Below are 24,705 nucleotides of genomic sequence, written 5' to 3' on the forward strand. Positions count from 1 at the left end.
CATCAGCGTGCTTCGCTGCCGAGCCCATCCACGGTCTGGAACAGCACCTGCCGTGCCTGGCTGATGATCTGCCCCTTCCAGGCCAGGCTCTCGTCATAAAAGGCCTCGCGCATCTGCTGGTGGATAGCAGCCTGCTGGGCAGCCGGCGCCTCGGGGTGCTGGTGCAACCAGTGGTCGGCGCGCAAGGCATCCAAGGTGGCATGCACCGGCAGCACGCCGTACTCCAGCGCCATGCCGGTAAAGGCCGCCTGCGGGCATTCCTGCGCCACGCTGTTCCACAGCAAACCCGTCAGCGGCGGCGATGAGGAGCTGCCGTCATCGATGGAGGTGACCGGCGTGGCGCCAGCGCCATCCCACCAGCGGCGCGCCCGCGCCAGCATGGCCGCATCGCCGGGCGGGCCGGTGAAGATGCGCTCGCCATAGCCATTGGGGCCCAGGCCGGTGTGGACATCGATCCAGGCAATCTGGCGCGCCTGGCTGCCATGCTGGCGCAGCACCTGGCGCAGGGTCTGGTTGCTCCAGGTGGGGGCCTGGCCACCAAAGAACACCCCTTGCGGATGGCGGTACTGGCCCTGGGCGACAGCCGCCTGCCAGGCCTTCAAGCCATGGGCCGCGATAAAGGCCTGCATCGCCTGCTCGGCCTCGGGGCCCGGCGGCCACTGCGCGGGCACGATCACCTCGTGCAGCTGGTCATAGGCCGCGTTGCCCGGCAGCGGCTGGGAGAAATCGACAAAGTTGCGGTTCAGGTCCACGTTCTCTTGGGTGACACGCCGGCCGTAGGAGAAGCCATGGGGATTGAGCGCATGCACATAGAGGACGGCCACACCAGCGCTGCGCGCCTTGTCCAGCCACTCGGCATCGCGCAGCGCATGCACCTGCACGCCGCTGCCGCAGTAGCCTTCGATGCCATGGCAGGCGCTGCTGAGGATCAGCAGCTTGTCGGCATCGGCCGGGCCATCACGGGCCACATCCATGGCCAGTGCTTCGCCGTCCACGCCTGCCAAAGGATGGGCTTGCGACTGCAATGCCATGCCTGCCGATGCGGCGGCCTCCAAAAACTGCTGGCGGGCTTGCGCGTAACTGCGCGAAAAGGCTTGTTCCACAGCGCTCATGCGGCGATTCCTCCGTTGGTGATCTCTGCTGGGGCCATGCGCTCAACCTGCACCGCACAGTCGTAAAAGGACGGTGCGCGTCCGATATCGGTCAGCTGCTGGTGGGTCAGCTCATTGACATTGGTGCCATTGGGCCCATCCTTGCGCCACCAAATGCCCAGCCCCACCACCACGCCGGGCCGGGCGCGGCCATTGATGCTGGCATGGCAGACATGCTCGCCCCGGCTGTTGAAGACGCGCACCATGTCGCCATCGGCAATCTCGCGGCTTTGGGCATCGCTGGGGTGCATCTCCAGCATCGGTCGCACCTCGGCACTGCGCAGCTGGCGCACGTTGACGAAGGTGGAGTTCAAAAAATTGCGCGCCGGCGGCGAGATCATCGCCAGCGGGTGGCTGGCCGTAGGCAGCTCATGGTTGGGCAGGTAGTCGGGCAAGGGGTTGATGCCCAGGGCCTCAAGCGCCGCGCTGTGGAACTCGCACTTGCCCGAAGGCGTCGCAAAACCGCCGTCGGCAAAAGGGGCGTCGGGCAGGTCTTGTGCGACAAAGCCCTGGTCCAGCAGCTGCTCGAAAGGGATGCGCGTGGGGTCCACCGCCTGGCGGCACAACGCCTCGTCGCTGTCGGCAAAATGCGGCGCGGCAAAGGCGCTGTCGTAGCGCGCCATTTGGGCGGCCAGGTCGCGAAAGATCTGCGCATTGCTGCGCGCCTGGCCCAGCGGCGCAATCGCCGGGCGGTTGAGCAGCACATCGGTGTGGCCGTAGCTGGTGTGGATGTCCCAGTGCTCCAGCTGGCTGGTGGCGGGCAGCACATAGTCGGCGTAGTCCGCCGTATCCGTCATGAAGTGCTCCAGCACGACGGTGAACAGGTCCTCGCGGGCAAAGCCTTGCACCACCTTGGCCGAATCGGGCGCAACGGCTACCGGGTTGCTGTTGTAGCAGATGAGCGCGGCGATCTGCGGGCCAAACTCGGCACTGGCGGGCTTGAGCAGCGCATCGCCAATGGTGCTCATGTTGACGGTGCGGGGCTGGCGCGCGCCCAGCAGTGCCGGCATTTGCAGCGCGCCCCGGCGTGCCGGTGCCGACGAGGAGCTGGACAGCAGCAGGCCGCCCGCGCGGTGGCGCCAGGCGCCGGTGAGCGCTGGCAGGCAGGCGACGGCGCGCACGGCATTGCCGCCGCCACGTGTGCGCTGCATGCCGTAATTGAGGCGAATGGCGGCCAACTCGGTGCTGCCGTAATCACGCGCCAGGCTGCGGATCTGCTCCGCATCAATGCCGCAAACCTGGGCGGCGCGCTCGGGCGGCCACTGCAGTGCCCGCGCTTTCAGGTCGTCCCAGCCCAAGGTGTGCTGGGCGATGTAGTCGTGGTCGAGCCAGTCGTGGGCGATCAGCTCATGCATCAGCGCCAGCGCCAACGCCGCATCGGTGCCGGGCAGCAGCTGCAGGTGTTCATGGCATTTGTCGGCGGTCTCGCTCTTGCGCGGATCGATGCAGACCAGCTTGGCGCCATGGCGCTTGGCCTCCATCGCATAACGCCAGAAATGCAGGTTGCTGCCAATGCTGTTGCTGCCCCAGATCAGGATCAGCCGGCTCTCGGCAAAAAACTGCACCCGCATGCCCAGCTTGCCGCCATAGGTGTGGAGCAGCGCTTCAGACCCCGCGCTGGCGCAAATGGTGCGGTCCAGCAGCGAGGCGCCCAGCTGGTGGAAAAAGCGCCGGTCCATGCTCTCGCCCTGCACCAGGCCCATGGTGCCGGCATAGCTGTAGGGCAGGATGGCCTGCGGATCGGTCTGGGCAATGCCGTGCAGCCGGGCGCTGATATCGGCCAGCGCCTCGTCCCAGCTCACCGCTTCAAACTGGCCCGATCCCTTGGGGCCCACCCGCTTCATCGGCTGCAGCACGCGGTCGGCATGGTAGCTGCGCTCGGTGTATTTGCTGACCTTGGCGCAGAGCACGCCGCCAGTGTGCGCGTGCAGCGGGTTGCCGCTGACCTTGGTGGCTACGCCATCGACCACCGTGGTGACCAGCGAGCAGGTGTCGGGGCAGTCATGGGGGCAGGCCCCCAAAACGGTGGTGGCGGCGGCGGTGGTGGTCATGGCAGTGGCAGGCGCGGGGTTGGGCGCCAATTCGGGGGGAAATGTTGTTCCGCACATGGTAGCGCCAGATGGCAGGGGCTGGCGTCGCCTGCAGCACGTTCCTGAGTGCGGCCCAGGCGCAAGGGATGCTCTGCACAACCTTCGCCCCAAGGGGATGGACGCGCTACACAGCGTCCCCAGGGTTATTCCCAGGGCATTTCGGCGCAGACCTGCCCTGCTTTGCTGCACCATAGAGGGCTTGGCATGCCGCCCGCCAACGCCTTGGCCCCCAGCGCGCGCCGCCAGACAGATACACCCCATGTAGCCAACAGGATTTTCCATGAAGCTGATTGATTCCATCGTGGCCGAAGCGGCCAGCATTGCCCAGATCCGCAAAGACATCCATGCCCACCCGGAGCTGTGCTTTGAAGAAGTGCGCACGGCCGATCTGGTGGCGGCCAAGCTGACGGAATGGGGTATCCCCATCCACCGCGGCCTGGGCACCACGGGCGTGGTCGGCATCGTGCACGGCAAGGATGGCGGCGCCAGCGGTTTGGCAGTAGGCCTGCGTGCCGATATCGATGCACTGCCGATGCAGGAGTCCAACACCTTCGACCATGCCAGCCGCCATGCCGGAAAAATGCATGCCTGCGGCCATGACGGCCACACCGCCATGCTGCTGGCCGCTGCCAAGCACTTCTCCAAGTTCCGTGACTTTGATGGCACCGTCTACCTGATCTTCCAACCCGCCGAAGAAGGCGGCGGCGGTGCACGCGAGATGATCAAGGACGGTTTGTTCGAGAAATTCCCGATGCAGGCCGTGTTTGGCATGCACAACTGGCCCGGCATGGCCGCTGGCAATATGGCGGTCAGCTCCGGCCCGGTGATGGCCTCCAGCAATGACTTCAAGATCACCATCACCGGCAAGGGCGGCCACGGCGCCATGCCGCACATGGGCAATGACCCGGTGCCCATCGCCTGCCAGATCGTCACCGCCTTCCAGACCATCATCACCCGCAACAAAAAACCGCTGGATACCGGCGTGATCTCCGTCACGATGATCCACGGCGGCGAAGCCAACAACGTGATCCCCGACCGGGTGGAGCTGCAAGGCACGGTACGCACCTTCAACACCGAAGTGCTGGACCTGATCGAAGCGCGCATGCGCCAGGTGGCCGAAGGCTGCTGCGCGATGAACAATGCGAAGTGCGACTTCCACTTCAACCGCAACTACCCGGCCACCGTCAACAGCGCCCCCGAAGCCGCCTTTGCGCGCCAGGTAATGGTCGACATCCTGGGCGAAGACCGCGTCAAGGCGCAAGAACCCACCATGGGCGCCGAAGACTTCTCCTTCATGCTGCAAGCCAAGCCCGGCGCCTACTGCTTTATCGCCAACGGCGAAGGCGACCACCGCGCCATCGGCCACGGCGGTGGCCCCTGCACCTTGCACAACCCCAGCTACGACTTCAACGACGACCTGATCCCCCTGGGCGCCACCTACTGGGTAGAGCTGGCCACCAAGTGGTTGGCGCAAGCGAAGAAGTAAGCGACGCAAACCAAGCAAAAGGCGCCCGAGGACACCCCGGGCGCCTTTTGCTTGGAAAACAGCTGAAACCGCCCCGCCACGTCCCGTCCACCAAGGCGATACCTGAAATCAACCGGCATGCCGGAGCGGGCCCAAGAAGCGTGCACATCGCTCAACCCACCATCCCAACGCCGAGATAGGGTTTGAGACGAGGCGCGCAGGCGCAGACAGTACGCCTGTACGGCAAGCCTGCGCAACGAAGGATCAAGCCCTATATCGGCGCCTCCGCACGGGTAGCAGCCCACTGCCAGCAAATAAAACAATCTGAACAAGGCGTCGCCGGCGCAGACAGTACGCCTGTACGGCAAGTCTGCGCAACGAAGGATCAGGCCCTATATCGGCGCCTCCGCACGGGTAGCAGCCCACTGCCAGCAAATAAAACAATCTGAACAAGGCGTCGCCGGCGCAGACAGTACGCCTGTACGGCAAGTCTGCGCAACGAAGGATCAAGCCCTATATCGGCGCCTCCGCACGGGTAGCAGCCCACTGCCAGCAAATAAAACAATCTGAACAAGGCGTCGCCGGCGCAGACAGTACGCCTGTACGGCAAGTCTGCGCAACGAAGGATCAAGCCCTATATCGGCGCCTCCGCACGACTAACAGCCAAAAGCCAACAAAGCACACAGCATCAACACCCCAGCTGATCAGCCAAGTCGAGAAGATTTAGACAGTGGTAGGTGTTGTCTGGTTGGGGGGTCACATCTTTGGGTTGGTTGGCTCCGTATTCAAGCGGCCGCTGTATATACGCCGTCTGCAACCCACACCCCCGAGCCGCCGCCAAATCACTGTGATGGGCAGCGACTAGCATCACGGCGGCAGGCTCCACCTCAAAAACATCCGCCACCCCCAGGTAAGCCGCAGGATCGGGCTTATAAGCCTGAAACACCTCCGCCGACAACACACAATCCCAGGGCAGCCCGGCGTTCTTCGCCATATAGGTCAGCAAAGCAATATTGCCGTTGGACAACGGCGTAATGACAAAGCGGCTTTTGAGCCGCTGCAGCCCGGCAACGCTATCGGGCCAGGGGGAAAGCCGGTGCCATACCCGGTTCAGTTCAGCGCGCTCGGCCTCCGGCATGTCGCCCAGCCCAAACTGCGGCAGGATGCCGTCGAGAATGCGGCGGTGCAGCGCATCCATGCGCGTCCAGCCCAGCTTGCCCTGCCGCACCAGGTCCATCGCCGGCTGGTAACCCTTGCGCCAGGCCAGCGCAAAGGCGTCGCCATCGACCTGGGGGTAGCGCGCAGCCATCTCGCGCTCAATGCTGCCGTGCCAGTCCACAACGGTGCCAAATACGTCAAACGCCAGAATCTGGGGGTGCGCTACAGCCATGGGTGGGTTTCCAACAAAGAAAAAACACGGCCGAGCATGCGCCAGCACAGGCAGGCGCCCTATCACGCAGGCGTCAGCCCAGGGATTCTTCTAGCGCGCAGGCACAAAAAAAGCGCGATGTCTAGGACATCGCGCTTGGTGACTTAACTTTTTTACCCATGGAATGGTTAACCAACTGGCGCTTCGATTTTAACGCAATTCCACAATTTTTAACTAATCTAATTGGATATTGTTGCTTTTTATCACGGGACCCAGCTTATTACGCTCTGTCACCAGGAATTTCTCCATCTCGGCGCGGCTCGTAGACGTCACTTCCAACCCCATGTCTTCCAGCCGCTTGACGACAGCCGGGTCCTTCAAGGTGGCCTGCAGCTGCTCGCTCAGCCGCTTGACCCGGTCCTCGGGCGTGGCCTTGGGGACGACCAGGCCCTGCCAGGCATAGGCCTCAAAGCCCTTGAGCCCTTGCTCATCGAGGGTGGGCACATCGGGGAAAACTTTGGAGCGCTGAGGTGTGGCTATGCCAATGGCGCGCAGCTTGCCCGCCTGGATGTTCTGGAAACCGGCGACCGAATCGACAAACATAAACGGCACCTGACCGCCCAGCACATCCTGCACGGCAGGCGCAGCGCCCTTGTAAGGCACATGCACGAGGCTCAGCTTGGCCTGCTCACGAAAAATCTCGGTCGCCAGGTGGTGGGGCGAGCCTGCGCCGGGGGTCGCATAGCTCACACCGCCCTGCTGGGCCTTGGCCCAGGCGTTGAACTCTGCCAGGTTCTTGATCGGCAGCTTGGGGTTGACCACCAAGATCAGCGGAAAGCGCACCAGCATGCCCACGGGCGCAAAGTCCTTCTCGGCGCTGTAGCTGAGCTTTTGGTACAGGTAGGCGTTGGCCGCCAGGGTGCCGGTGTCGCCCGTCAGCAGGGTATAGCCATCGGGCTTGGCACGGGCGGCGTAATCGGCACCAATATTGGTGGCCGCGCCGGGCTTGTTGAGGATGATGATCGGCTGGCCCAGGGCCTTGGCCATGGGCTCGGCGACCACACGGGCCACGACATCGGAGCCGCCGCCTGCCGCATAGGGCACCACCCATTCAATCGAATGGTCGGGGTAGGCCGCCTGGCTGAGGGCCGGCAGGGCCAGCGCGGCTGCGGCCAGCAGCTGGCGCAGGGAAAAAGGGGTGGGCATGGGTTTGTCTCCTATTGGGAATCGTTGTTGTCTCTGCGGCTCGGGGCTTGGGGCGCGGGGCTACGGGCACCAGGCCCGGGCCAGATGGCATTGTCCACCTGGCCACAGCCCGCCACCTGTCGCTCAGAGCGTACGCGCCGGCAGCATCTGGCCTTCGCAAATGCCAAAGCCGATGCGGGCAGCGCCAGGCCGCTCGCACCAGCCGCGCAGCACCACGGCGTCGCCATCCTCCAGCCAGGTGCGGGTCTCGCCATTGGGCAGCGCAATGGGGTTCTTGCCGCCTACGGTCAGCTCGATCAGCGCGGCGGCCTGGTCCAGGCTCGGGCCGGACAAGGTGCCGGTGCCCAACAGGTCACCGGGCTGCAGGTTGCAGCCGTTGACGGTGTGGTGGGCCACCAGCTGCGCGACGGTCCAGTAGGCGTGGCGGTAGTTGGTCTGCGTGATCTGCACCGCTGGCTCACCGGCGGCGCGCATCTTGGGGGTCTGCAGGTCCACGGCCAGCGCAATGTCGAAGGCACCCGCCTCGCGGTTGTGTGCGCTGTCCAGGTAGGGCAGCGGCTGCGGATCGCCTTCGGGGCGGGCAAAGGCCACCCGGTACGGCGCCAGCGCCTCCAGGGTCACCACCCAGGGGGAGAGGTGCGAGGCAAAGTTCTTGGCCAAAAAGGGGCCCAGCGGCTGGTATTCCCAGGGCTGGATGTCGCGTGCCGACCAGTCATTGAGCAGGCACAGGCCGAACACATGGTCTTCGGCTTCGGTGATGCCCACAGGCTCACCCAGCGCATTGGCCTGGCCCATGAAAATGCCCAGCTCCAGCTCGATATCCATGCGCGCGCTGGCCTTCACCGTCGGCACGGCCGCATCAGGCGCCTTGGTCTGGCCCACCGGGCGCTTGAAAGGCGTGCCCGAGACCACGATGCTCGACGAGCGGCCATGGTAGCCAATCGGCACCCACTGGTAGTTGGGCAGCAAGGGGTTGTCCGGGCGGAACTGCTTGCCGATGTTGGTGGCGTGGTGGATGGAGGTGTAGAAGTCGGTGTAGTCGCCAATCCGCGCGGGCAGCTTGTACTCGGCCTGGGCCTGTGGCAGCAAAAAACCCTGCCACTGCACCTGCTCGGCCGCACCTGCGCGCAGGCCCCGCGACAGCGCCAGGCGCAAGGCGCTCCAGGCCTGGGGGCCCAGGGCCATCAAGGCGTTGAGCGCTTCTTGCGAAGCGGCCTGCGCGGCGCGCTGTGCATCGCCCGCCAGGCTGCCGCTGGCGGCCAGCGCCTGCAGGTCAACAATCTGGTCGCCAATGGCCACGCCGCCGCGCCAGGCCTCTTGGCTGCCTTGGCGGCGGAAGCTGGCAAACGGCAGGTTCTGCAGCGGAAAATCGCTGCCAGCGGCCTGGGCGCTGCTGACCCAGCTTTGCAGCGCGGGATCGTGGGTTTCGTTGAGCATCGTCATTCTGTGGTGTCTCCAAATGGGGTGGCTGCGGCCTCAGTGGCCTCAAGCCTTGTCCTGCGGCTTGAAATGCTTTTGCAGCCCTTGCCAGCAGCGGTAGTACTCGTGCTGGAGCTGCACCGTCTCCATCGCATAGGCGCTGGGCTGGATGACGGCCGGCGTCTCGAACATAAAAGCCATGGTGTTGTCGATGTAGTGCGCTTGCTTGGTGTCGGCCTTGCTGGCCTTGTCGAAGGTGTCGGCGTCCGGCCCGTGGCCGCTCATGCAGTTGTGCAAGGAGGCACCACCGGGCACAAAGCCTTCGGCCTTGGCGTCGTAGGCGCCCTCGATCAGGCCCATGAACTCGCTGGCGAAATTGCGGTGGAACCAGGGCGGACGGAAGGTGTCCTGCGCCACCAGCACGCGCGGCGGGAAGATGACAAAGTCCAGCGCATCCACGCCCGGCAAGGCCGTGGGCGACTGCAGCACCAGAAAAATCGACGGATCGGGGTGGTCGTAGCTGATCGAGCCGATGGTGTTGAAGCGGCGCAGATCGTATTTGTAGGGCGCGTAGTTGCCGTGCCAGGCGACCACATCGAGCGGCGAATGGCCGATGCGTGCCGTCCAGAAATGGCCGCGCAGCTTGGCCACCAATTCAAAGTCGCCTTCCAGGTCTTCATAGGCGGCGACCGGTGTCTGGAAATCACGCGGGTTGGCCAGGCCGTTGGAGCCGATCACGCCCAAGTCAGGCAGCTTGAGCAGCTCGCCATAGTTCTCGCAGACATAGCCGCGCGCCGTGCCATCGAGCAAGGTCACCGCAAAGCGCACCCCCCGGGGCACCACGCAAATCTCCTGGGGCTCCACATCCAAGGTGCCTAGCTCGGTGGCAATCTGCAGCCGCCCTTGCTGGGGCACGATCAGCAGCTCGCCATCGGCGTTGTAGAAGTAGCGGCCTTCCATGCTGCGGTTGGCGGCATACAGGTGGATGCCGCAGGCGGCATTGCCAGCCATGCTCACCATGCCTTGCAGAAAATCGCAGGGCGCATCGGGCAGCGGCAGCGGATCCCAGCGCAGCTGGTTGGGCGGCGTGGGCACCTCGTCAAATCCGCCCGTGACATGGCTTTTCCAGCGCGGCAGGGCCAGCGGCGCAAAGGGCTCGTGCATGGCGCCAGGGCGGATGCGGTAGAGCCAGCTGCGGCGATTGCTGTGGCGCGGCGCGGTAAAGGCCGTGCCCGACAGCTGCTCGGCATACAGGCCCAGCGGCGCCACCTGCGGGGAGTTGCGCCCTAGCGGCAAGGCCCCCGGCTCGGCCTCGGTCGCCCATTCATTGGCAAAACCTGTCATATAGTGCCGGGGCTCGGCGTTCAAACTGCGCATGCTTGTCTCCTGTGAATCATTCTTGGGACCTGTTGGCGATCGCTGCGCCAGCGCCGCAGGCCTGGCGGTGAAACGTTGAGAATCCTCAGGCGCTGATTCCTAGGGAAAACACCTGACGCGCGCGCAACCTGGGCGCTTCCGCAAAGCAGGCCTCCGTGACATAGTCGCGGTAGCCGTTTTCCCTCCGGGGAGCCATACATACCCAAGGAGTTGCGTTGAACACGCCGCTGGACCGTACTTATACCCACCGCCTGCATGCACTGGCCAAGGTCACCGACCGCAGGACCCAAGTGGTCTACGAGGAGGAGGTAGGCATACCGATCAGCGAGGCCCGGTGCCTGGCAGCGATTGGCGCCTTTCACCCCTTGTCGGTCAATGACCTGGCGATGCGCGCCAACCTGAACAAGGCCCAGGCCAGCCGCTCGACCCAGGCGCTGGTGGAGCAAGGCCTGGTGCTCAAGCAGGCCAGCGAGGTCGATGGGCGCGGCGTGGTGCTCAGCCTCACACCCAAGGGCTGCGACTACTGGGACAAAGTCATGGTGGTGATTGCCCGCCGCAACGAAGAAATCCTCTCGGCCCTGACCATCGATGAACGCGAGCAGCTCAGTGTGCTGCTCGACCGCCTGCTGCAGCACGCGCGCCAGACCAGCCTGCCTGAATAAACGCCCACGCCGCCCCGGCTGGCTGCATGCGCCCTGCGGCGCTGGCGGCTGCCAACGCGGGCGTGCATGCAGCCGCTCGCTCATGCCACCGACTCCTGTGCGGGCACGGCATCGGCCTGCGCCGGGTACAGCGGGGCCAGGCTCTGGTCGATGGCGCCAAACAGGCTGTTTCCGTCCTTGCCCTTCATCTCGATACGCACCGTGTCGCCAAACTGCATGAAGCCGGTCTTGGCCTTGCTGTTCTGCATCGCCTCCATGCTGCGCTTTTCAGCAATGCAGCCGTAGCCCTTGGGCCAGTCCATGCGGCCATGCTTTTCCGCGCCGCTGTTGCTGATGGTGCCACTGCCCAGCACCGTGCCAGCGCGCAGGTTGCGGGTCTTGGCGGCATGGGCGATCAGCTGGCCGAAATGGAAGGCCATCTCCGGGCCCGCATCGCACATGCCGACCTTGCGGCCGTTCCAGCTGGTCTGCAAGGCCAGGTGCACCCGGCCGCCGCGCCAGGCATCGCCCAGCTCATCGGGGGTGATGGCTACGGGGCTGAAGGCGGTCACCGGCTTGCTCTGCACCAGGCCCGCGCCCTTGTCCTGCTCGGCGGCCTGCAGCTGGCGCAGGCTCACCGGGTTGGCCAGCATCAACAGGCGCACGCTGTCGAGCGCATCCTCAGGGCTGCTGTCCTGCTTGACATCGCTGGTGATGACGGCCAGCTCGGCCGAGAAATCAATGCCCATAGCCTCGCTGGCCACCACGATGTCATCGCAGGGGCCGATAAAAGCATCACTGCCGCCCTGGTGGATCAGCGGGTCGGTCTTGAGGGCAGCGGGCAGGTCGGCCTGGGGCAGCTGGCGCAGCACGCTCAGTTGGTTCAGGTAGGCCGCGCCGCTCAGCCACTGGTAGGCACGCGGCAGCGGCGCCATGCACTGGACCGGGTTGAAGTCAAAGCTGTGGCGGGCGCGGTCGGCATTGAGCGCGTCATACAGGTCCTGCAATTGCGGTGCGTAGAAGTCCCAGTCATCGAGCACCTGCTGGAGGCGGTGCGCAATCCCCGATGCGTAATGGGCCGTACGCAGGTCGCGCGAAACGACGACCAACTGGCCGTCGCGCGATCCGTCTTTATAGCTTGCAAGCTTCATGCGGGTTTCTCACAGTCAAACATGCCTCTATCGTGCCAGATTGGCCCCCCGGGATCACCGTGGCAGCAGGGCAACCTCTGCGCCGCAGCACAAATTACGATTAGTGAAACTCATTCCTTTATTTAGAATACCTTAAACTAGCGCCATGGACAAGGATCGTGCAGGCATTCAGTCAGTCGAGGTGGGATTTGCGCTGTTGCAAGCGCTGGTGGAGGCCCATGGCCCGCTAGCGCTCAAAGACCTGGCGCATGCCGCTGCCATGCCGGCAGCCAAGGCCCACCGCTACCTGGTCAGCTACCAGCGCAGCGGCCTGGTCAAGCAAGATGCGGCCACCTCCCGCTACGACCTGGGCCCCATGGCCTTGCAGCTGGGGCTGGCCGCGCTGCGGCGCAGCGACGCGGTGCGGCTGGCGCGCGAGCGCATGCCCGCATGGCTCGACGGCCTGGGCCACACCGTGGCGCTGGCCGTCTGGGGCAACCATGGCGCCACCATCGTGCACTGGGAGGAGCCGCCCCACGGCACCACCGGCCACCTGCGCCTGGGCGATGTGATGCCGCTGCTGTCATCGGCCACCGGGCGCTGTTTTGGTGCCTGGCTGCCCGAGGCCCGCACTGCGCCCGCCCTGGAGCGCGAGCTGGCGCAGGCCCGTCTGGCCGGGCGCAGCGACCTGCCCCACACTGCCGCCGATGCCCACCAGCTGTTTGCCCAGGTGCGCAACCAGGGCACGGCCAGCGTGGTCGACACCCTGATGCCCAGCGTGGCGGCGCTGTGCGCGCCCGTGTTCGATGCGCGCGGCCAGCTGGTGCTGGGGATCACCAGCCTGGGCACGCAAGCCACTTTTGACCCCAACCCCCAAGGCGCCATGGCCCAGGGCCTGCAGGCCATCGCCACCCAGCTGTCGCAGGACCTGGGCTACCACCGCGCGGAACACGGCAGCCACACACAGCAGCCGCGCTAATCCTGCCGCCCTCCGGGCCTGCGCAGCAGCCACTACACTGAGCGTCTCATGCGCCAACGCCCCCTTATCCTGCTGACCTTTGCCGTGCTGGCCGCCCATGGGCTGCTGCTGGCCTGGCCCGGGGTGCAGGAAGCGATGAGAAAGGCGCGCATCACCGGCAGCACCCCTCAGGAGCTGCGCTTTGAGGTGCGCCAGATAGCGCCACCGCCCCCTGCAGCCATTCCGCCTGCGCCCACGCCGGCCTCGCGGCCCAGCATGGCGCAAGCAGCCCCTGCCGCCCTCCGGCCCCAAGTACAAAAAGCCCCACCGCAGCAGGCACCTGCCAGCCGCGCCAGCGTGGGCCCCAAAGCCCTTGAGAACATGGCTGACAAACCTGCCGCCGCAGACACCGCCCCTGCGGTGGAGGCCGAAGCGGCACCCGCAGCACCATCGGCACTGGACCAGCTGCTCGCATCAGGCGAGCCCACCCCGGCGCCCGCGCCCGAGACCACCCCCGGCTCCGCCGCCGACCTTCAGCCGCTCAATGGGGTGGCCGGCCAGGGCGAATCCAGCGCCACCCAAAATCCGCCCGCCCCTGAAGCCAAGACCGGCACGGATGCGCCCAACGCCAGCGAACCAGCGCCCACCATCGGCATTGGCAGCGCAGGCTATGCCGGCCCCCTGCCGGCGATCAAGCTGCCGCCCTCGGCGCAGCTGCAGTTCCAGGCCAAGGGTTCGGCCAAGGGCTTCCAGTACTCCGCCAAGGCGCAACTGGTGTTCAAGACCGATGGCCTGCGCTACCAGGCCGAGCAGCAGGTGTCTGCCTTTTTAATGGGCAGCCGCAGCCAGACCAGCTCCGGCCGGGTGACGCCCCATGGCCTTGCGCCCCAGCGCTTTGTTGACAACGCGCGGCGCGAGCGCAGTGCCGAGCTGGATACCGAGGCAGGCCGCATCCGCTACAGCGACGGGGACGAGCCCCAGGCCGTGAGCGCTGGCGTGCAGGACCGGCTGTCGATCTTTCTGCAGTTGTCCAGCATGGTGGCCGCCAATCCCGAGCGCTATGCCCCCGGCACCACCGTCGCCATCAATGTGACCAGTGCGCGCAGTGCCGAGGTGTGGACTTTTGTGGTCGATGGCCCCGAGACCCTGGATTTGCCCGCCGGCCCCACGGCGACCCTGCGCCTGACCCGCCAGCCGCGCAAGGGCCAGGACCAAAGCGCCCACCTCTGGCTGGCACCCACGCTGCAGTACCTGCCGGTGCGCATTCGCCTGTCCCAGTCCAACGGCGATTTTGCCGACCTGCAACTGCAGGCCGCGACGGTGGACAAGACCCCACCGTGATCGCCTGCCAGCCCGGACCTGCCCCAGGCCTGCGGCTGCGCTGTACGACAAAGCCGTAGCGATACGTCCCTGATTTGCGACGTTTGGCTGTAAAAACGCCTGCAATTGTCAGGAATGCCATCAAAACCTGCTACAACGGGTTTGTGGACGCAGGCTTGCAAATCCGCAAACTGCCACCACCTGCACTTCACAAGGAGGAACATCATGCAAATGATTTATGACTCGGACTCTTTTGTGGTGTTGCACCTGACGCCAGAACTGCCCCTGTCCAACGATGGTGCTTCCGTCACCACCCCCACGATCACCGAACCGCTGCGCCACCTGCAGCGCCAGGGCTTTGAGATTGTGGACAAGCGCAGCGGCAAAGAGCTGTACCTGGATGGCGCCTGGGCAGAGATGTTCCACCAGCAAATCCAGGCCTGGCAAACCAATGCGCCAACCGAAGAAGAAGTCGAGGCCACCTTAGACCGCTACACCGGTCTGGCCCAGCAACCGGTCATCGTGCACTGATCCCCAGCACAGCACCACCCCATCCCAGCTGTTTGCGTACCCTCCAGGCGCAGACAGCTTTTTTTTGGCCAAAACAGCCCTGACCGCTTGACTTGGAGTGCGCTCTAACTTCGACAATGCCTGCATGGAACCACCCCTCCGCATCGAAGAAGCAGCGCAACGCACCGGGCTGAGCGCCCACACCTTGCGCTATTACGAACGCATCGGCCTGATTGCAGCGGTGCCGCGCGCAGCCGGCGGCCAGCGCCGCTATGCCGCCAGCGACCTGGCCTGGATTGCCTTTCTGACGCGGCTGCGCACCACCCACATGCCCATCCAGCAAATGCGCTTGTTCGCCGCGCTGCGCAGCGCGGGCGACAGCACCGTACCCGCCCGGCGCCAGCTGCTGCAAACGCATCTGGCCGACGTGCAGGCCCAGATCACCGCCATGCAACAGGCAGCCCAGGCGTTAGAGGCCAAGATCAGGCACTACCAGGCGTTGGAGGCATCCACATCACCCAGCAAGCATGCGGGTCAGCACAAAGGCATTCACCATGACTGAAATGACACGTTACCAACGCGGCCTGAACAAGCTGCGTGAAATCGATGGCCACGCTGGCGAACAGGTGCTGGCCAGCCTGGCCGATATCGCGCCAGACTTTGCCCAGTACCTGATCGAATTCCCTTTTGGCGACATCTACAGCCGCCCAGGGCTGGATCTGAAAAGTCGCGAGATCGCGACGGTTGCGGCCCTCACCGCCATGGGCCATGCGGCCCCGCAGCTGAAGGTGCACATCCAGGCGGCGTTGAATGTGGGCTGCAGCCAGGAGGAAGTGGTCGAGACCATCATGCAGATGGCGGTCTATGCCGGTTTTCCAGCCGCACTCAACGGGCTGTCGGTAGCCAAGGAAGTTTTTGCGCAGCGCTCGGCATAGAGGGGCTGATCAGCGGAAAAATCCCGATGGTGTCTGCCCAAACTGGCGCTTGAACATGGTGGCAAATGCGCCGGGGCTGTCATAGCCCAGCGCCAAGGCAACCTCGATCACCTTCTGGCCTTGCGCCAGCAGCTCCAGCGCCTGCAACAGCCGGGCCTGCTGGCGCCAGCGGGCAAAGCCCATGCCGGTGTCGCGCAGAAAAAGCCGTTGCAAGGTCTTGGGGTCCACCTCGAAGTGCTGGGCCCAATCAGCCAGCGTGGCCTGGTCCTCGGGCTTGCGCTGGATATGCTGGCAGATGCGCTTCAGCCGGGGATCGGCCGGGTTGGGCAAATGCATGGGCAGCACTGGCAGCGCCTGCAGCTCATCGAGCAAAAGCCGCATCAGCCGGCCGTCGCGCGACTCGGGGGCATACGGCAAATCAATCTCCATGGCCGCGCGGATCAGCTCGCGCAGCAGCGGCGAGATACCCACCACCTGGGCCTGCTCGGCCAGGCCGGGCGCGGCATGGGGGCGCACAAAGAGGCTGCGCATGCGCACCTCGCCGATATGGCGCACCAGGTGCTCGGTGCCCGCGGGCATCCAAATACCGCGCGTGGGCGGCACAATCCACTGGCCGCCTTCGGAGGCGACCAGCATCACGCCATGCACCGCATGGATGAGTTGGTGGTGGAAAGGGTGGCGGTGCGTGCCAGTGCTGCTGCCCGGCGCATAGTCGGTGGCATGGCAGGCAATGGGCACGGGGCTGCGCTCCATCTCCTCCAAGGTCTGGAAGTAGTCAGGCATAGAATGTCCGTTTGGCAAAGACTTTAGCCCAAAATGCGCAAGACAGGCAAATGACCCAGCACTAGCATGGCTGCTTTCTGTTGAACCGCACAGGCCCATGCCGCCATGAACTCCCCCCTCGCCGCCCACCCCACCCAGCGTCTTGCTGCCCAGCCCCGCACCGCCTTTGGCGTGCTGGGCGCCATCAGCACCGCCCACATGGTCAACGACATGATGCAGTCGCTGATCCTGGCGCTCTACCCCATCTTGCAGGGCAGCTTCCAGCTCAGCTTCAGCCAGATCGGCTTCATCACCCTGGTCTACCAGGTCACCGCCTCGCTGCTGCAGCCGCTGGTGGGCCTCTACACCGACAAGCGCAGCACGCCCTATTCGCTGCCGCTGGGCATGTGCTTTACCTTGGGTGGCCTGCTGCTGCTGGCCTTTGCGCCCAACTACAGCACGGTGCTGGTGGCCGCCGCCCTGGTGGGCACCGGCTCGTCCATCTTCCACCCCGAATCCTCTCGGGTGGCCCGCATGGCCTCAGGCGGCAAACATGGCATGGCGCAGTCGCTGTTCCAGGTGGGTGGCAACACCGGCACGGCGCTGGGCCCGCTGCTGGCAGCGGCGGTGATCGTGCCCTTTGGCCAGCACAGCATTGCCTGGTTTGGCCTGGCCGCCCTGGGCGGCATTGCATTGCTGACCTGGGTGAGCCGCTGGTATGCCTTGCAGCACCACGCAGCCAAGAGCGTGCATGTCCCCGTCGCCAATGGCCTGCCGCGCTCGCAGGTGCTGGGGGCTGTGGCCGTGCTGCTGGTGCTGATCTTCTCCAAGTACTTCTACATCGCCAGTCTTTCCAGCTACTACACCTTCTACCTGATGGAGCACTTCGGCGTAGGCGTGCAAAACGCCCAGCTGCTGCTGTTCGTCTTCCTGCTGGCTTCTGCCGTGGGCACGGTGGTGGGCGGCCCGATAGGCGACCGCATTGGCCGCAAGCCCGTCATCTGGGCCTCGATCCTGGGGGTGGCGCCGTTCGCGCTGATCCTGCCCCATGCCAATCTAGGCTGGACGGTGGTGCTCACGATCATCATTGGCCTGGTGCTGTCGTCCGCGTTCTCGGCCATCCTGGTCTACGCGCAGGAGCTGATTCCCGGCAAGATCGGCATGGTCTCGGGCCTGTTCTTTGGCTTGGCCTTTGGCATGGGCGGGCTGGGCGCTGCCGTGCTGGGCATGATCGCTGACCGCAGTGGCATTGAGCAGGTCTACGCGATGGCGGCCTACCTGCCGCTGCTGGGCATGGTCGCTATCCTGCTGCCCAAGGTGCCAAAACGCTGATGCCCACGTGAACCCCTGAAAGCACAAACGCCCGGTCTTGCGACACGGGCGTTTGTTTTTCTTAGCGGCTGAGCGCCGTCTGCTACGCCTGCTTAACCGCAGGCACCCACGGCGCCGCAGGCGGTGCAGTACTCGCAGCCATCCTTGCGGATCACTGCATGGGCGCCGCATTCATTGCATTTTTTGCCGGCCATGGTCTGCATCGCCTGGCTGACCACCGGGGCGGGCACCGCAGGGGTCAAGGTGGAGCTGCTGATGCCGGGCAGGTTCTGCTGGCGGCGGCGCTCCAGAATTTGCTGCACGGCATACGCAATGGCGGAGACCTCCGAGTCATGCCACATCGGCACATGCGTGCCATCGGCGCGCTGGTAGGTGCCCAGGCGCACGGGGCCTCGGTCCCAGGCGACCTTGCGCATGTCGGCCAGGGCGCGCTCCAAAAAGCCACCGCGCGCCGCCAGCGACAGCAAACGCATGCTGGAGGTGATCCACTGCTGCGACTCGCCGTTCTGGCCCACGGGCATGAAGAACTCGACCGCGCGGTCCACCATGCTCTTGCCATCGGCGCTGGGCACCGGCAGGAACGAGACGATGATGTAGAGCCGCTGCTGGCCTTCCTGGGTCCAGTATTCGACCTTGTCGGCGACGGCGCTCAGCTCGCCCTCGGGCCGGCGCTCGATCACCAGCTTCATCGGGTCGAGCGCAGCAGCAGCCACCGGCGCGGGTTCGGCCGCCGGTGCATCGGCCTTGGCGACCGGCGTGGTCTCCAGCACCGCGCCCAGAATGCTGTTGGGGCGGTAGGTGGCCAGGCCCTTCAGATTGGCGCGCCAGGCCTGCAGGTACAGGTTCTTGAAGTCTTCATACGGGTAGTCGGCGGGGATGTTCACCGTCTTGGAGATGGCGGTGTCCACATAGGGCTGCACGGTCTCCATCATCGCCAGGTGCTCGGTGGCCGACATCTCCAGCGCCGACACAAAGTAGGCGGGCAGCTGCTCCACATCACCACCCAGCTCGCGGTACAGGCGCCAGCTGTGGTCTTCGACCTGGTACTGGCTCTTGCTGCCGTCGGCCTCGCGCTTGTTGCGGGTGTAGGTCCAAGAGAAGGCCGGCTCGATGCCGTTGGAAGCATTGTCGGCAAAGGCCAGCGACACGGTGCCGGTGGGCGCAATCGACAGCAGGTGGCTGTTGCGGATGCCGTGTTTCTTGATGTCGTCCTGGATGTCCTTGGGCAGGCGGCTGGCAAAGGTGCCCTTGTCCAGGTAGCCCTTGGCATCGAACTTGGGGAAAGCGCCCTTCTCTTTGGCCAGGCCGACCGAGGCGCGGTAGGACGCATCGCGCATGCATTCGGCAATGCGCTTGGCCATGTCGCGGCCTTCCTGGTCGGAGTAGCGCAGGGTCAGCATGGTCAAGGTATTGCCCATGCCGGTAAAGCCCACGCCGATGCGGCGCTTGGCCGCCGATTCTTCGCGCTGCTGCTCCAGCGGCCAGAAGGTGGCGTCCAGCACGTTGTCCAGCGCACGCACCTGGGTGGCGACCACTTGCTCGAAGCTCTCAAAATCAAAGCTCGGCAGGCCGCCAAAGCCAAAGGGGTTGCGCACAAAGCGGGTCAGGATGATGGGACCCAGATCGCAGCAACCGTAGGACGGCAGCGGCTGCTCGCCGCAAGGGTTGGTGGCGGCAATGCGCTCGCAGTAGCGCAGGTTGTTGTCGTCGTTGATGTGGTCCAGGAAGAGAATGCCCGGCTCGGCGAAATCGTAGGTCGAGCCCATGATCGTGTCCCACATCGTGCGGGCAGGCATGGTCTTGTAGATCCACTTGCCATCCTCGCGTTGCACGGCGCCTTCGGCACGCAGCTTGGCATTGGGCTTGCCGCTGTGCACCAGCTGCCAGTCGGCATCGTCCACCACGGCCTGCATAAAGGCATCGGGCACGCCCACCGACACATTGAAGTTGTTCCAGCGGCCAGGCGTGCGCTTGGCAGTGATGAACTCCATCACATCGGGGTGGTCAATGCGCAGCACGCCCATTTGCGCGCCCCGGCGGGCGCCGGCCGATTCCACCGTGGAGCAGCTCTGGTCAAACACATTGATATAGCTGCAAGGGCCCGAGGCCATCGAGGCCGTACCTTTGACCTCGGCGCCTCGGGGGCGGATGCGCGAGAAGTCATAGCCCACACCGCCGCCGCGCCGCATGGTCTCGGCCGCTTCTCGCAGGGCCTCGTAAATACCGGGGAAGCCTTCGTCATCAAAGCCCTGGATGCAGTCGCCCACCGGTTGCACAAAGCAGTTGATCAAGGTCGCCTGGATATCGGTGCCCGCTGCCGACATGATGCGGCCCGCGCCAATCGCGCCGGCATGCAGGTTGGCGTAGAACTTGGCCTCCCACTCGGCCTGCAGCTCGGGCTTTTCCACCGAGGCCAGCGCGCGCGCAACGCGGCTGTACAAGTCTTCGATGCTGGACTCGTCACCCTTGAAGTACTTCTCCTTGAGCACATCCAGGCTGATCGCCTGGGGAGCCTGGCCGCTCAGGGCCTCGGGAGACTGGGTGATGTTGTCGCGTTTCATGGGGTCTGTCCTCAAAAATCAGTCCTGCGCAGGCGGGCCTGGGCGGCGAGCAGCCGCGCACAATGCCCGGACGCCGAGCACTGGCAGGTCGAGGCTCAGGCGGAGGCCATGGCAGGTTTTGGTGAAATCGATAGGCTGATACAAACTTAGCAGAGCTTGCAAGCCAAACGCCAATCTAACCCCAAACGCCAGGCTTGCAAACCACCAAAACCACCCTTGTTGTGTGGCCGCAAACTGCGGGCAAAAACGGCTGGCAAGTGCCGTGGCAAGCGGCTGTGCGGGCGGCAAGCGCGCAAGCGGCGGCCGGCGATGCTGCAGCGCAGTGCTGGCAAAAATCGTTGATTTTTCGGCATTTTCTGCGGATGGCTGCGGGCCGGCTGCAAAACAATAAATAAATACTTCTGACGTTTATTTACAAAATGCGCTTCTGCTTCTACCCCTGTAAAAAAGCAAACCCTGACAGGGCAACTCCCTAGCCAAACTGCGACAATGGCAGGCTTATGACCAATGCTTACATCCTCACTCTCTCGTGCCCTGATCGCCGAGGGCTGGTCCACGCGGTATCGGGCTTTTTGCTGGACCATGACAGCAATATCGAAGAAGCCGGCCAGTTCAATGACCCGGCCACCGGCCTGTTCTTCATGCGCGTGCGCTTTGCCAATGCCGGGCCTGCCGCCCAGCTGCGGGAGGACCTGGATGCGTTTGCAAAGCCTTTCGAGATGCACTGGCGCCTGCATGCGGCCGATGAAAAAATCAAGACCGTCATCATGGTCAGCCGCCAGGGCCATTGCCTGAACGACCTGCTGTTCCGCTGGAAGGAAGGCCTGCTGCCCATCGACATCCGCGCCATCGTCAGCAACCACCGCGATTTCTACCAGCTGGCCGCCAGCTACAACATTCCCTTCCACCACATCCCGGTGACAGCGGCGACCAAGGCCCAGGCCGAGGCCAAGCAGTTCGAGATCATCGAGGCCGAAGGCGCCGAGCTGGTGGTGCTGGCCCGCTATATGCAAGTGCTGTCCAACGATCTGTGCAGCAAGCTGTCAGGCCGGGCGATCAACATCCACCACAGCTTTTTGCCCAGCTTCAAGGGTGCCAAGCCCTACTACCAGGCCCACGACCGGGGCGTGAAGCTGATTGGCGCCACCGCCCACTATGTGACGGCCGACCTCGACGAAGGCCCGATCATCGAGCAGGATGTGGCCCGCGCCTACCACACCGACACGGTGGACGACCTGACTGCCCGCGGCCAGGACACCGAAAGCCAGGTGCTGGCCCGCGCGGTGAAGTGGCACAGCGAGTACCGCGTGCTGATGAACGGCCACAAAACCGTCATCTTCCGCTGATCCAGCCGGGGGCGCTGCCTACAGGCGGTTGCCCCGGTGACCTGCCCGCTGCCCGCAACTTGCTACAGTGGGGGCATGAGCCAGGTTGACCTCCCCCAGTCCCCATCCGCCGCGACCGAGCGCGCCGAACGCCAGCGCGAAGTCGTGGCCGCCCTGCGCAAGGTATTGCCTGACGACTGCCTGCTGTGGCACGACGAGGACACCACCCCCTATGAATGCGATGGCCTGACGGCCTACCGCCAGCGCCCGCTGGTAGTGGCGCTGCCAGAGACCTATGCCCAGGTGCAGGCAGTATTGCAGACCTGCCATGCGCTGCAGGTGCCGGTAGTGGCACGCGGCGCGGGCACGGGCTTGTCGGGCAGTGCGCTGCCGATTGCCCTCGGCGTGACCTTGTCGATGGCGCGCTTTAACCAGATCCTGCATATCGACCCCGCCGCCTGTACGGCCGTGGTGCAGTGCGGCGTGCGCAACCTGGCCATCAGCGATGCGGCGGCGCCCTATGGGCTGTATTACGCGCCCGATCCATCGAGCCAGATCGCCTGCACCATTGGCGGCAATGTGGCGGAAAACTCTGGCGGCGTGCACTGCCTCAAATACGGGCTCACGGTGCACAACGTGCTGCAGATCAAAGGCTTCACCGTGGAGGGCGAGCCCATCGAGTTTGGCAGCCAGGCGCTGGATGTCCCCGGCTACGACTTGCTGGCGGCGGTGATCGGCAGCGAAGGCATGCTGGCCGTGGCCACCGAGGTGACGGTCAAGCTGATCCCCAAGCCCCAGCTGGCGCGCTGCATCATGGCCAGCTTTGACGATGTGCGCAAGGCGGGCGATGCGGTGGCCGCGGTGATTGCCGCTGGCATCATCCCCGCCGGGCTGGAGATGATGGACAAGCCGATGACCGCTGCTGTCGAAGACTTTGTGCATGCCGGCTACGACCTGAGCGCCGAAGCCATCTTGCTGTGCGAGAGCGATGGCACGCCCGAAGAGGTGGCCGAAGAGATTGCCCATATGAGCCAGGTGCTGCGCGCAGCGGGCGCCACGGCTATCAGCATCAGCCAGGACGAAGAAGAGCGCCTGCGCTTTTGGAGCGGCCGCAAGAACGCCTTCCCCGCCAGCGGCCGCATGAGCCCGGACTATATGTGCATGGACTCGACCATTCCGCGCAAGCGACTGGCCGACATCCTGCTCGCCATCCAGCAGATGGAGAAAAAGTACCAGCTGCGCTGCGCCAATGTCTTCCATGCCGGCGACGGCAACCTGCACCCGCTCATCTTGTTTGATGCCAATGACCCCGACCAGCTGCACCGCTGCGAGCTGTTTGGCGCCGACATTCTGGAGACCAGCGTCGCCATGGGTGGCACCGTCACCGGCGAGCATGGCGTGGGCGTGGAAAAGCTCAACAGTATGTGCGTGCAGTTCTCGGCCGAAGAGAATGCGCAGATGCTGGCCTTGAAAGCCGCGTTTGACCCGCAAGGCTCGCTCAACCCCGGCAAGGTGATCCCGACCCTCAACCGCTGCGCCGAGTACGGCAAGATGCTGGTGCGCGCTGGCAAGCTGTCGCACCCGGATCTGCCACGCTTCTAAGCTCTAAGGCGCCGCTGACGTACCGCCATGTCGGCCCTTGGCTGACAGGCGCGGCCGCCACGCACAGGCACAGTCAAAGCTGATCCATGACTGCCAAGGACTGCTTTGAAAACCCACAACTTCACCCTGAGCGCCGCCGTGCTGTGCACCGCGCTGCTGTCTGCCACGGCCGCCCATGCCCAGCACCCCGCGCTGCAAAAAGCAGGCGATGTGTACTATGTGTGTGGCGGTATCGGCATTGATGAATCGACCGCCATGCGCGCGGCGATGAAGGACTACCCCCTGTCCTTGCTGTTTGCCACCCGATCCGGCGATTACCTGGCCAAGATCCAAGTGGTGATCGAGGGGGAGAAAGGCGCGCAAGTTGGACAGTTTCAGGCGCAGGGCCCTGTCTGCCTGGTCCGACTGGGCGCCGGTCGCTATACGGTCAAGGCCAGCGCTGAGGGTGGCAAGACCATCGACCACAGCGTGGAGGTTGCGCCCGCAGGCACGCCTGGCAAGACGCTGGACTACCGCTTCTGATCAGGCCGGGCCCAGGCTGCCGGAGACGGCGCTGATGCGGCCCTGGCTGTCCAGATCGGCAACGATGCGGTTGGGACCATGCTGGCCGGTGATGCGCGAGCCGGTCTCCTGAACGCTAAAGCCCTTGGCCGGCAGGTAGTGCTGCAGCAGCAGCCGGTGGTCCAGCTCAAAATCACTGATCAGCTGCGAGACGACGCTAGGCACCCGCTCGGGCTTGGGGGCGGTGCTCGGCAGGCCATGGTCGGGATCGATCAGCGCCAGCAAGATGCCTTCGCCATAGTTGCCCAGGTAGTAGCCTGCGCTGTCGTCGGCACCGGCGGCAATCAGGCCGATCACATGCAGGTCTTCCTGGCGCAGCGCCGTGCGCGGCTCGGTGAACAGCGCCAGGTTCTTGGCCGCGCCAAAGCCCTGGAGCTGGCGAGCCACTTCGGTAAACGCAGGCGCCACCTCGGCCTGGGTATGGGCCCAGATCCACAGCCAGGTGCCCGATTGGAAGGAGTAGGAGCCCAGCACCTGCATGCGAAAACGCAGGTCATCGCCAAAGGCAATCAGACCCTGGGCGGTGTCAGCGGACCAAGGCCGGTCGCCGACCTTGTCGGCAAAATCGAGCTGCCGGTCCCAGGCCATGCCGGCATAGGTCGACAGGGCCTCGCGCAAGGCGGGGTCGGCAATGGCGGCGGGGATGTCGGCCTCGCGCGCGGCAGCGGCCTCGAACAAATCGGCTTGCGCGCTGGGCGCCGCATCTGCAGCTGCGGCCGCTACAGGCGACTGCGGCGCACCGAAGGCGCTGGAAGGGTTGGACACTGGCGCGGCCAACTCGGCAGCGGGGTCGAAAGCGGGTTCGCGTGTGCCACGCGCAGCAGGGTCCTGCGGCGCGCTAACGGCCACCGCAGCGGCCGGCGGGCTCTGGGTTTCAGCGGGGGCAGCCGTTGGCGCGGACGGGTTCAGCCAGCCAAACAGTTTTTGCCACAATCCCATGGTGTTGATTCTCCTGCGGTAGCGGCACGCCCTATGCGCCCCAAGCGTCAAA

22 protein-coding genes are annotated in these 24,705 nt (G+C 64.9%); 12 read left to right on the top strand and 10 right to left on the bottom strand.

Annotation, left to right across the window (positions count from 1 at the left end; all coding sequences use genetic code 11):
• Positions 1 to 2 precede the first annotated feature (2 nt).
• Both M2375_RS20255 and M2375_RS20260 read right to left on the bottom strand, forming a co-directional pair.
• A complete protein-coding gene (locus tag M2375_RS20255; protein ID WP_259169961.1) occupies positions 3 to 1,112 on the bottom strand; it encodes a M14 family metallopeptidase in 1,110 nt (369 codons plus the stop codon).
• Positions 1,109 to 3,202 (bottom strand): molybdopterin-dependent oxidoreductase, encoded by a 2,094-nt coding sequence (locus M2375_RS20260; RefSeq protein WP_259169965.1) that lies wholly within the window; start codon positions 3,200 to 3,202, stop codon positions 1,109 to 1,111. Before M2375_RS20260 ends, M2375_RS20255 begins: the two co-directional genes overlap by 4 nt.
• Positions 3,203 to 3,521: 319 nt before the next feature.
• On the opposite strand from M2375_RS20260, the gene M2375_RS20265 reads away from it, so the two are divergent.
• Positions 3,522 to 4,727, top strand: coding sequence for a M20 aminoacylase family protein (locus M2375_RS20265; RefSeq protein ID WP_259169967.1), 1,206 nt, complete (start codon positions 3,522 to 3,524; stop codon positions 4,725 to 4,727).
• Between the two features lie 667 nt (positions 4,728 to 5,394).
• Here M2375_RS20265 and M2375_RS20270 read toward each other — a convergent pair.
• From M2375_RS20270 to hmgA, 4 genes are all read right to left on the bottom strand, one after another.
• Positions 5,395 to 6,096 carry a haloacid dehalogenase type II gene (locus M2375_RS20270; protein WP_259169969.1) on the bottom strand — a complete coding sequence of 234 codons (702 nt, stop codon included), beginning with the start codon at positions 6,094 to 6,096 and terminating at the stop codon, positions 5,395 to 5,397.
• A 213-nt stretch (positions 6,097 to 6,309) separates the two neighbouring features.
• On the bottom strand, positions 6,310 to 7,281 hold the full coding sequence (locus M2375_RS20275; RefSeq protein ID WP_259169971.1) for a tripartite tricarboxylate transporter substrate binding protein: 972 nt from the start codon (positions 7,279 to 7,281) through the stop codon (positions 6,310 to 6,312).
• 123 nt (positions 7,282 to 7,404) lie between these two features.
• Positions 7,405 to 8,724: a fumarylacetoacetase gene (fahA, locus tag M2375_RS20280; protein ID WP_259169976.1), complete on the bottom strand. Its 1,320-nt coding sequence runs from the start codon at positions 8,722 to 8,724 to the stop codon at positions 7,405 to 7,407.
• A gap of 42 nt (positions 8,725 to 8,766) precedes the next feature.
• Positions 8,767 to 10,077, bottom strand: coding sequence for a homogentisate 1,2-dioxygenase (gene hmgA, locus M2375_RS20285; RefSeq protein ID WP_259169977.1), 1,311 nt, complete (start codon positions 10,075 to 10,077; stop codon positions 8,767 to 8,769).
• 215 nt (positions 10,078 to 10,292) lie between these two features.
• Here hmgA and M2375_RS20290 point away from each other — a divergent pair, with 215 nt between their 5' ends.
• Positions 10,293 to 10,739, top strand: a complete 447-nt coding sequence (locus M2375_RS20290) for a MarR family winged helix-turn-helix transcriptional regulator (protein WP_259169978.1) — start codon at positions 10,293 to 10,295, stop codon at positions 10,737 to 10,739.
• Between the two features lie 80 nt (positions 10,740 to 10,819).
• Here the strand turns inward: M2375_RS20290 and M2375_RS20295 are convergent, their stop codons facing one another.
• On the bottom strand, positions 10,820 to 11,869 hold the full coding sequence (locus M2375_RS20295; RefSeq protein WP_259169980.1) for a fumarylacetoacetate hydrolase family protein: 1,050 nt from the start codon (positions 11,867 to 11,869) through the stop codon (positions 10,820 to 10,822).
• Between the two features lie 145 nt (positions 11,870 to 12,014).
• On the opposite strand from M2375_RS20295, the gene M2375_RS20300 reads away from it, so the two are divergent.
• The 5 genes from M2375_RS20300 (at position 12,015) to M2375_RS20320 (ending at position 15,571) form a co-directional block, all read left to right on the top strand.
• Complete coding sequence (locus M2375_RS20300) at positions 12,015 to 12,827, top strand: IclR family transcriptional regulator (RefSeq protein WP_259169982.1); 813 nt, start codon at positions 12,015 to 12,017, stop codon at positions 12,825 to 12,827.
• A gap of 48 nt (positions 12,828 to 12,875) precedes the next feature.
• Entirely contained in the window at positions 12,876 to 14,147 is a 1,272-nt protein-coding gene (locus tag M2375_RS22495; RefSeq protein ID WP_310473192.1) for a DUF3108 domain-containing protein, read from the top strand.
• 204 nt (positions 14,148 to 14,351) lie between these two features.
• Positions 14,352 to 14,657, top strand: coding sequence for a DUF3567 domain-containing protein (locus M2375_RS20310; protein WP_259169985.1), 306 nt, complete (start codon positions 14,352 to 14,354; stop codon positions 14,655 to 14,657).
• Between the two features lie 124 nt (positions 14,658 to 14,781).
• On the top strand, positions 14,782 to 15,198 hold the full coding sequence (locus tag M2375_RS20315) for a MerR family transcriptional regulator (RefSeq protein ID WP_259169988.1): 417 nt from the start codon (positions 14,782 to 14,784) through the stop codon (positions 15,196 to 15,198).
• Entirely contained in the window at positions 15,191 to 15,571 is a 381-nt protein-coding gene (locus M2375_RS20320; RefSeq protein WP_259169993.1) for a carboxymuconolactone decarboxylase family protein, read from the top strand. Before M2375_RS20315 ends, M2375_RS20320 begins: the two co-directional genes overlap by 8 nt.
• 9 nt (positions 15,572 to 15,580) lie before the next feature.
• On the opposite strand, the gene M2375_RS20325 is transcribed toward M2375_RS20320, so the two are convergent.
• Positions 15,581 to 16,354 (bottom strand): helix-turn-helix transcriptional regulator, encoded by a 774-nt coding sequence (locus tag M2375_RS20325; RefSeq protein ID WP_259169995.1) that lies wholly within the window; start codon positions 16,352 to 16,354, stop codon positions 15,581 to 15,583.
• A gap of 105 nt (positions 16,355 to 16,459) precedes the next feature.
• Here M2375_RS20325 and M2375_RS20330 point away from each other — a divergent pair, with 105 nt between their 5' ends.
• Positions 16,460 to 17,665: an MFS transporter gene (locus tag M2375_RS20330; RefSeq protein WP_259169998.1), complete on the top strand. Its 1,206-nt coding sequence runs from the start codon at positions 16,460 to 16,462 to the stop codon at positions 17,663 to 17,665.
• A gap of 92 nt (positions 17,666 to 17,757) precedes the next feature.
• On the opposite strand, the gene M2375_RS20335 is transcribed toward M2375_RS20330, so the two are convergent.
• On the bottom strand, positions 17,758 to 20,226 hold the full coding sequence (locus M2375_RS20335) for an adenosylcobalamin-dependent ribonucleoside-diphosphate reductase (RefSeq protein WP_259170004.1): 2,469 nt from the start codon (positions 20,224 to 20,226) through the stop codon (positions 17,758 to 17,760).
• 194 nt (positions 20,227 to 20,420) lie between these two features.
• Between M2375_RS20335 and M2375_RS20340 the strand changes: the two genes are divergently transcribed.
• The 4 genes from M2375_RS20340 (at position 20,421) to M2375_RS20355 (ending at position 23,675) form a co-directional block, all read left to right on the top strand.
• A complete protein-coding gene (locus tag M2375_RS20340) occupies positions 20,421 to 20,621 on the top strand; it encodes a hypothetical protein (protein ID WP_259170006.1) in 201 nt (66 codons plus the stop codon).
• Positions 20,622 to 20,726: 105 nt separating this feature from the next.
• Positions 20,727 to 21,572, top strand: coding sequence for a formyltetrahydrofolate deformylase (gene purU, locus M2375_RS20345; RefSeq protein WP_259170009.1), 846 nt, complete (start codon positions 20,727 to 20,729; stop codon positions 21,570 to 21,572).
• 75 nt (positions 21,573 to 21,647) lie between these two features.
• Complete coding sequence (locus M2375_RS20350) at positions 21,648 to 23,153, top strand: FAD-linked oxidase C-terminal domain-containing protein (RefSeq protein WP_259170010.1); 1,506 nt, start codon at positions 21,648 to 21,650, stop codon at positions 23,151 to 23,153.
• 105 nt (positions 23,154 to 23,258) lie between these two features.
• Positions 23,259 to 23,675, top strand: a complete 417-nt coding sequence (locus tag M2375_RS20355) for a carboxypeptidase regulatory-like domain-containing protein (protein ID WP_259170011.1) — start codon at positions 23,259 to 23,261, stop codon at positions 23,673 to 23,675.
• Here M2375_RS20355 and M2375_RS20360 read toward each other — a convergent pair whose 3' ends face one another.
• Entirely contained in the window at positions 23,676 to 24,653 is a 978-nt protein-coding gene (locus tag M2375_RS20360; protein ID WP_259170012.1) for a DUF6882 domain-containing protein, read from the bottom strand. It abuts the gene before it with no gap.
• Between the last annotated feature and the right edge of the window lie 52 nt (positions 24,654 to 24,705).

This window comes from Comamonas sp. BIGb0152, assembly GCF_024809975.1.
Classification (GTDB): domain Bacteria; phylum Pseudomonadota; class Gammaproteobacteria; order Burkholderiales; family Burkholderiaceae_C; genus Comamonas.

Bases quoted from the DNA above. Each gene is read 5' to 3' on its own strand.
- M2375_RS20350 (WP_259170010.1), top strand. From the start codon at position 21,648: ATGAGCCAGGTTGACCTCCCCCAGTCCCCATCCGCCGCGACCGAGCGC.
- purU (WP_259170009.1), top strand. From the start codon at position 20,727: ATGACCAATGCTTACATCCTCACTCTCTCGTGCCCTGATCGCCGAGGG.
- hmgA (WP_259169977.1), bottom strand. From the start codon at position 10,077: ATGCGCAGTTTGAACGCCGAGCCCCGGCACTATATGACAGGTTTTGCC.
- fahA (WP_259169976.1), bottom strand. From the start codon at position 8,724: ATGACGATGCTCAACGAAACCCACGATCCCGCGCTGCAAAGCTGGGTC.
- M2375_RS20265 (WP_259169967.1), top strand. From the start codon at position 3,522: ATGAAGCTGATTGATTCCATCGTGGCCGAAGCGGCCAGCATTGCCCAG.
- M2375_RS20270 (WP_259169969.1), bottom strand. From the start codon at position 6,096: ATGGCTGTAGCGCACCCCCAGATTCTGGCGTTTGACGTATTTGGCACC.
- M2375_RS20275 (WP_259169971.1), bottom strand. From the start codon at position 7,281: ATGCCCACCCCTTTTTCCCTGCGCCAGCTGCTGGCCGCAGCCGCGCTG.
- M2375_RS22495 (WP_310473192.1), top strand. From the start codon at position 12,876: ATGCGCCAACGCCCCCTTATCCTGCTGACCTTTGCCGTGCTGGCCGCC.
- M2375_RS20260 (WP_259169965.1), bottom strand. From the start codon at position 3,202: ATGACCACCACCGCCGCCGCCACCACCGTTTTGGGGGCCTGCCCCCAT.
- M2375_RS20300 (WP_259169982.1), top strand. From the start codon at position 12,015: ATGGACAAGGATCGTGCAGGCATTCAGTCAGTCGAGGTGGGATTTGCG.
- M2375_RS20310 (WP_259169985.1), top strand. From the start codon at position 14,352: ATGCAAATGATTTATGACTCGGACTCTTTTGTGGTGTTGCACCTGACG.
- M2375_RS20335 (WP_259170004.1), bottom strand. From the start codon at position 20,226: ATGAAACGCGACAACATCACCCAGTCTCCCGAGGCCCTGAGCGGCCAG.
- M2375_RS20330 (WP_259169998.1), top strand. From the start codon at position 16,460: ATGAACTCCCCCCTCGCCGCCCACCCCACCCAGCGTCTTGCTGCCCAG.
- M2375_RS20325 (WP_259169995.1), bottom strand. From the start codon at position 16,354: ATGCCTGACTACTTCCAGACCTTGGAGGAGATGGAGCGCAGCCCCGTG.
- M2375_RS20360 (WP_259170012.1), bottom strand. From the start codon at position 24,653: ATGGGATTGTGGCAAAAACTGTTTGGCTGGCTGAACCCGTCCGCGCCA.
- M2375_RS20320 (WP_259169993.1), top strand. From the start codon at position 15,191: ATGACTGAAATGACACGTTACCAACGCGGCCTGAACAAGCTGCGTGAA.
- M2375_RS20315 (WP_259169988.1), top strand. From the start codon at position 14,782: ATGGAACCACCCCTCCGCATCGAAGAAGCAGCGCAACGCACCGGGCTG.
- M2375_RS20295 (WP_259169980.1), bottom strand. From the start codon at position 11,869: ATGAAGCTTGCAAGCTATAAAGACGGATCGCGCGACGGCCAGTTGGTC.
- M2375_RS20255 (WP_259169961.1), bottom strand. From the start codon at position 1,112: ATGAGCGCTGTGGAACAAGCCTTTTCGCGCAGTTACGCGCAAGCCCGC.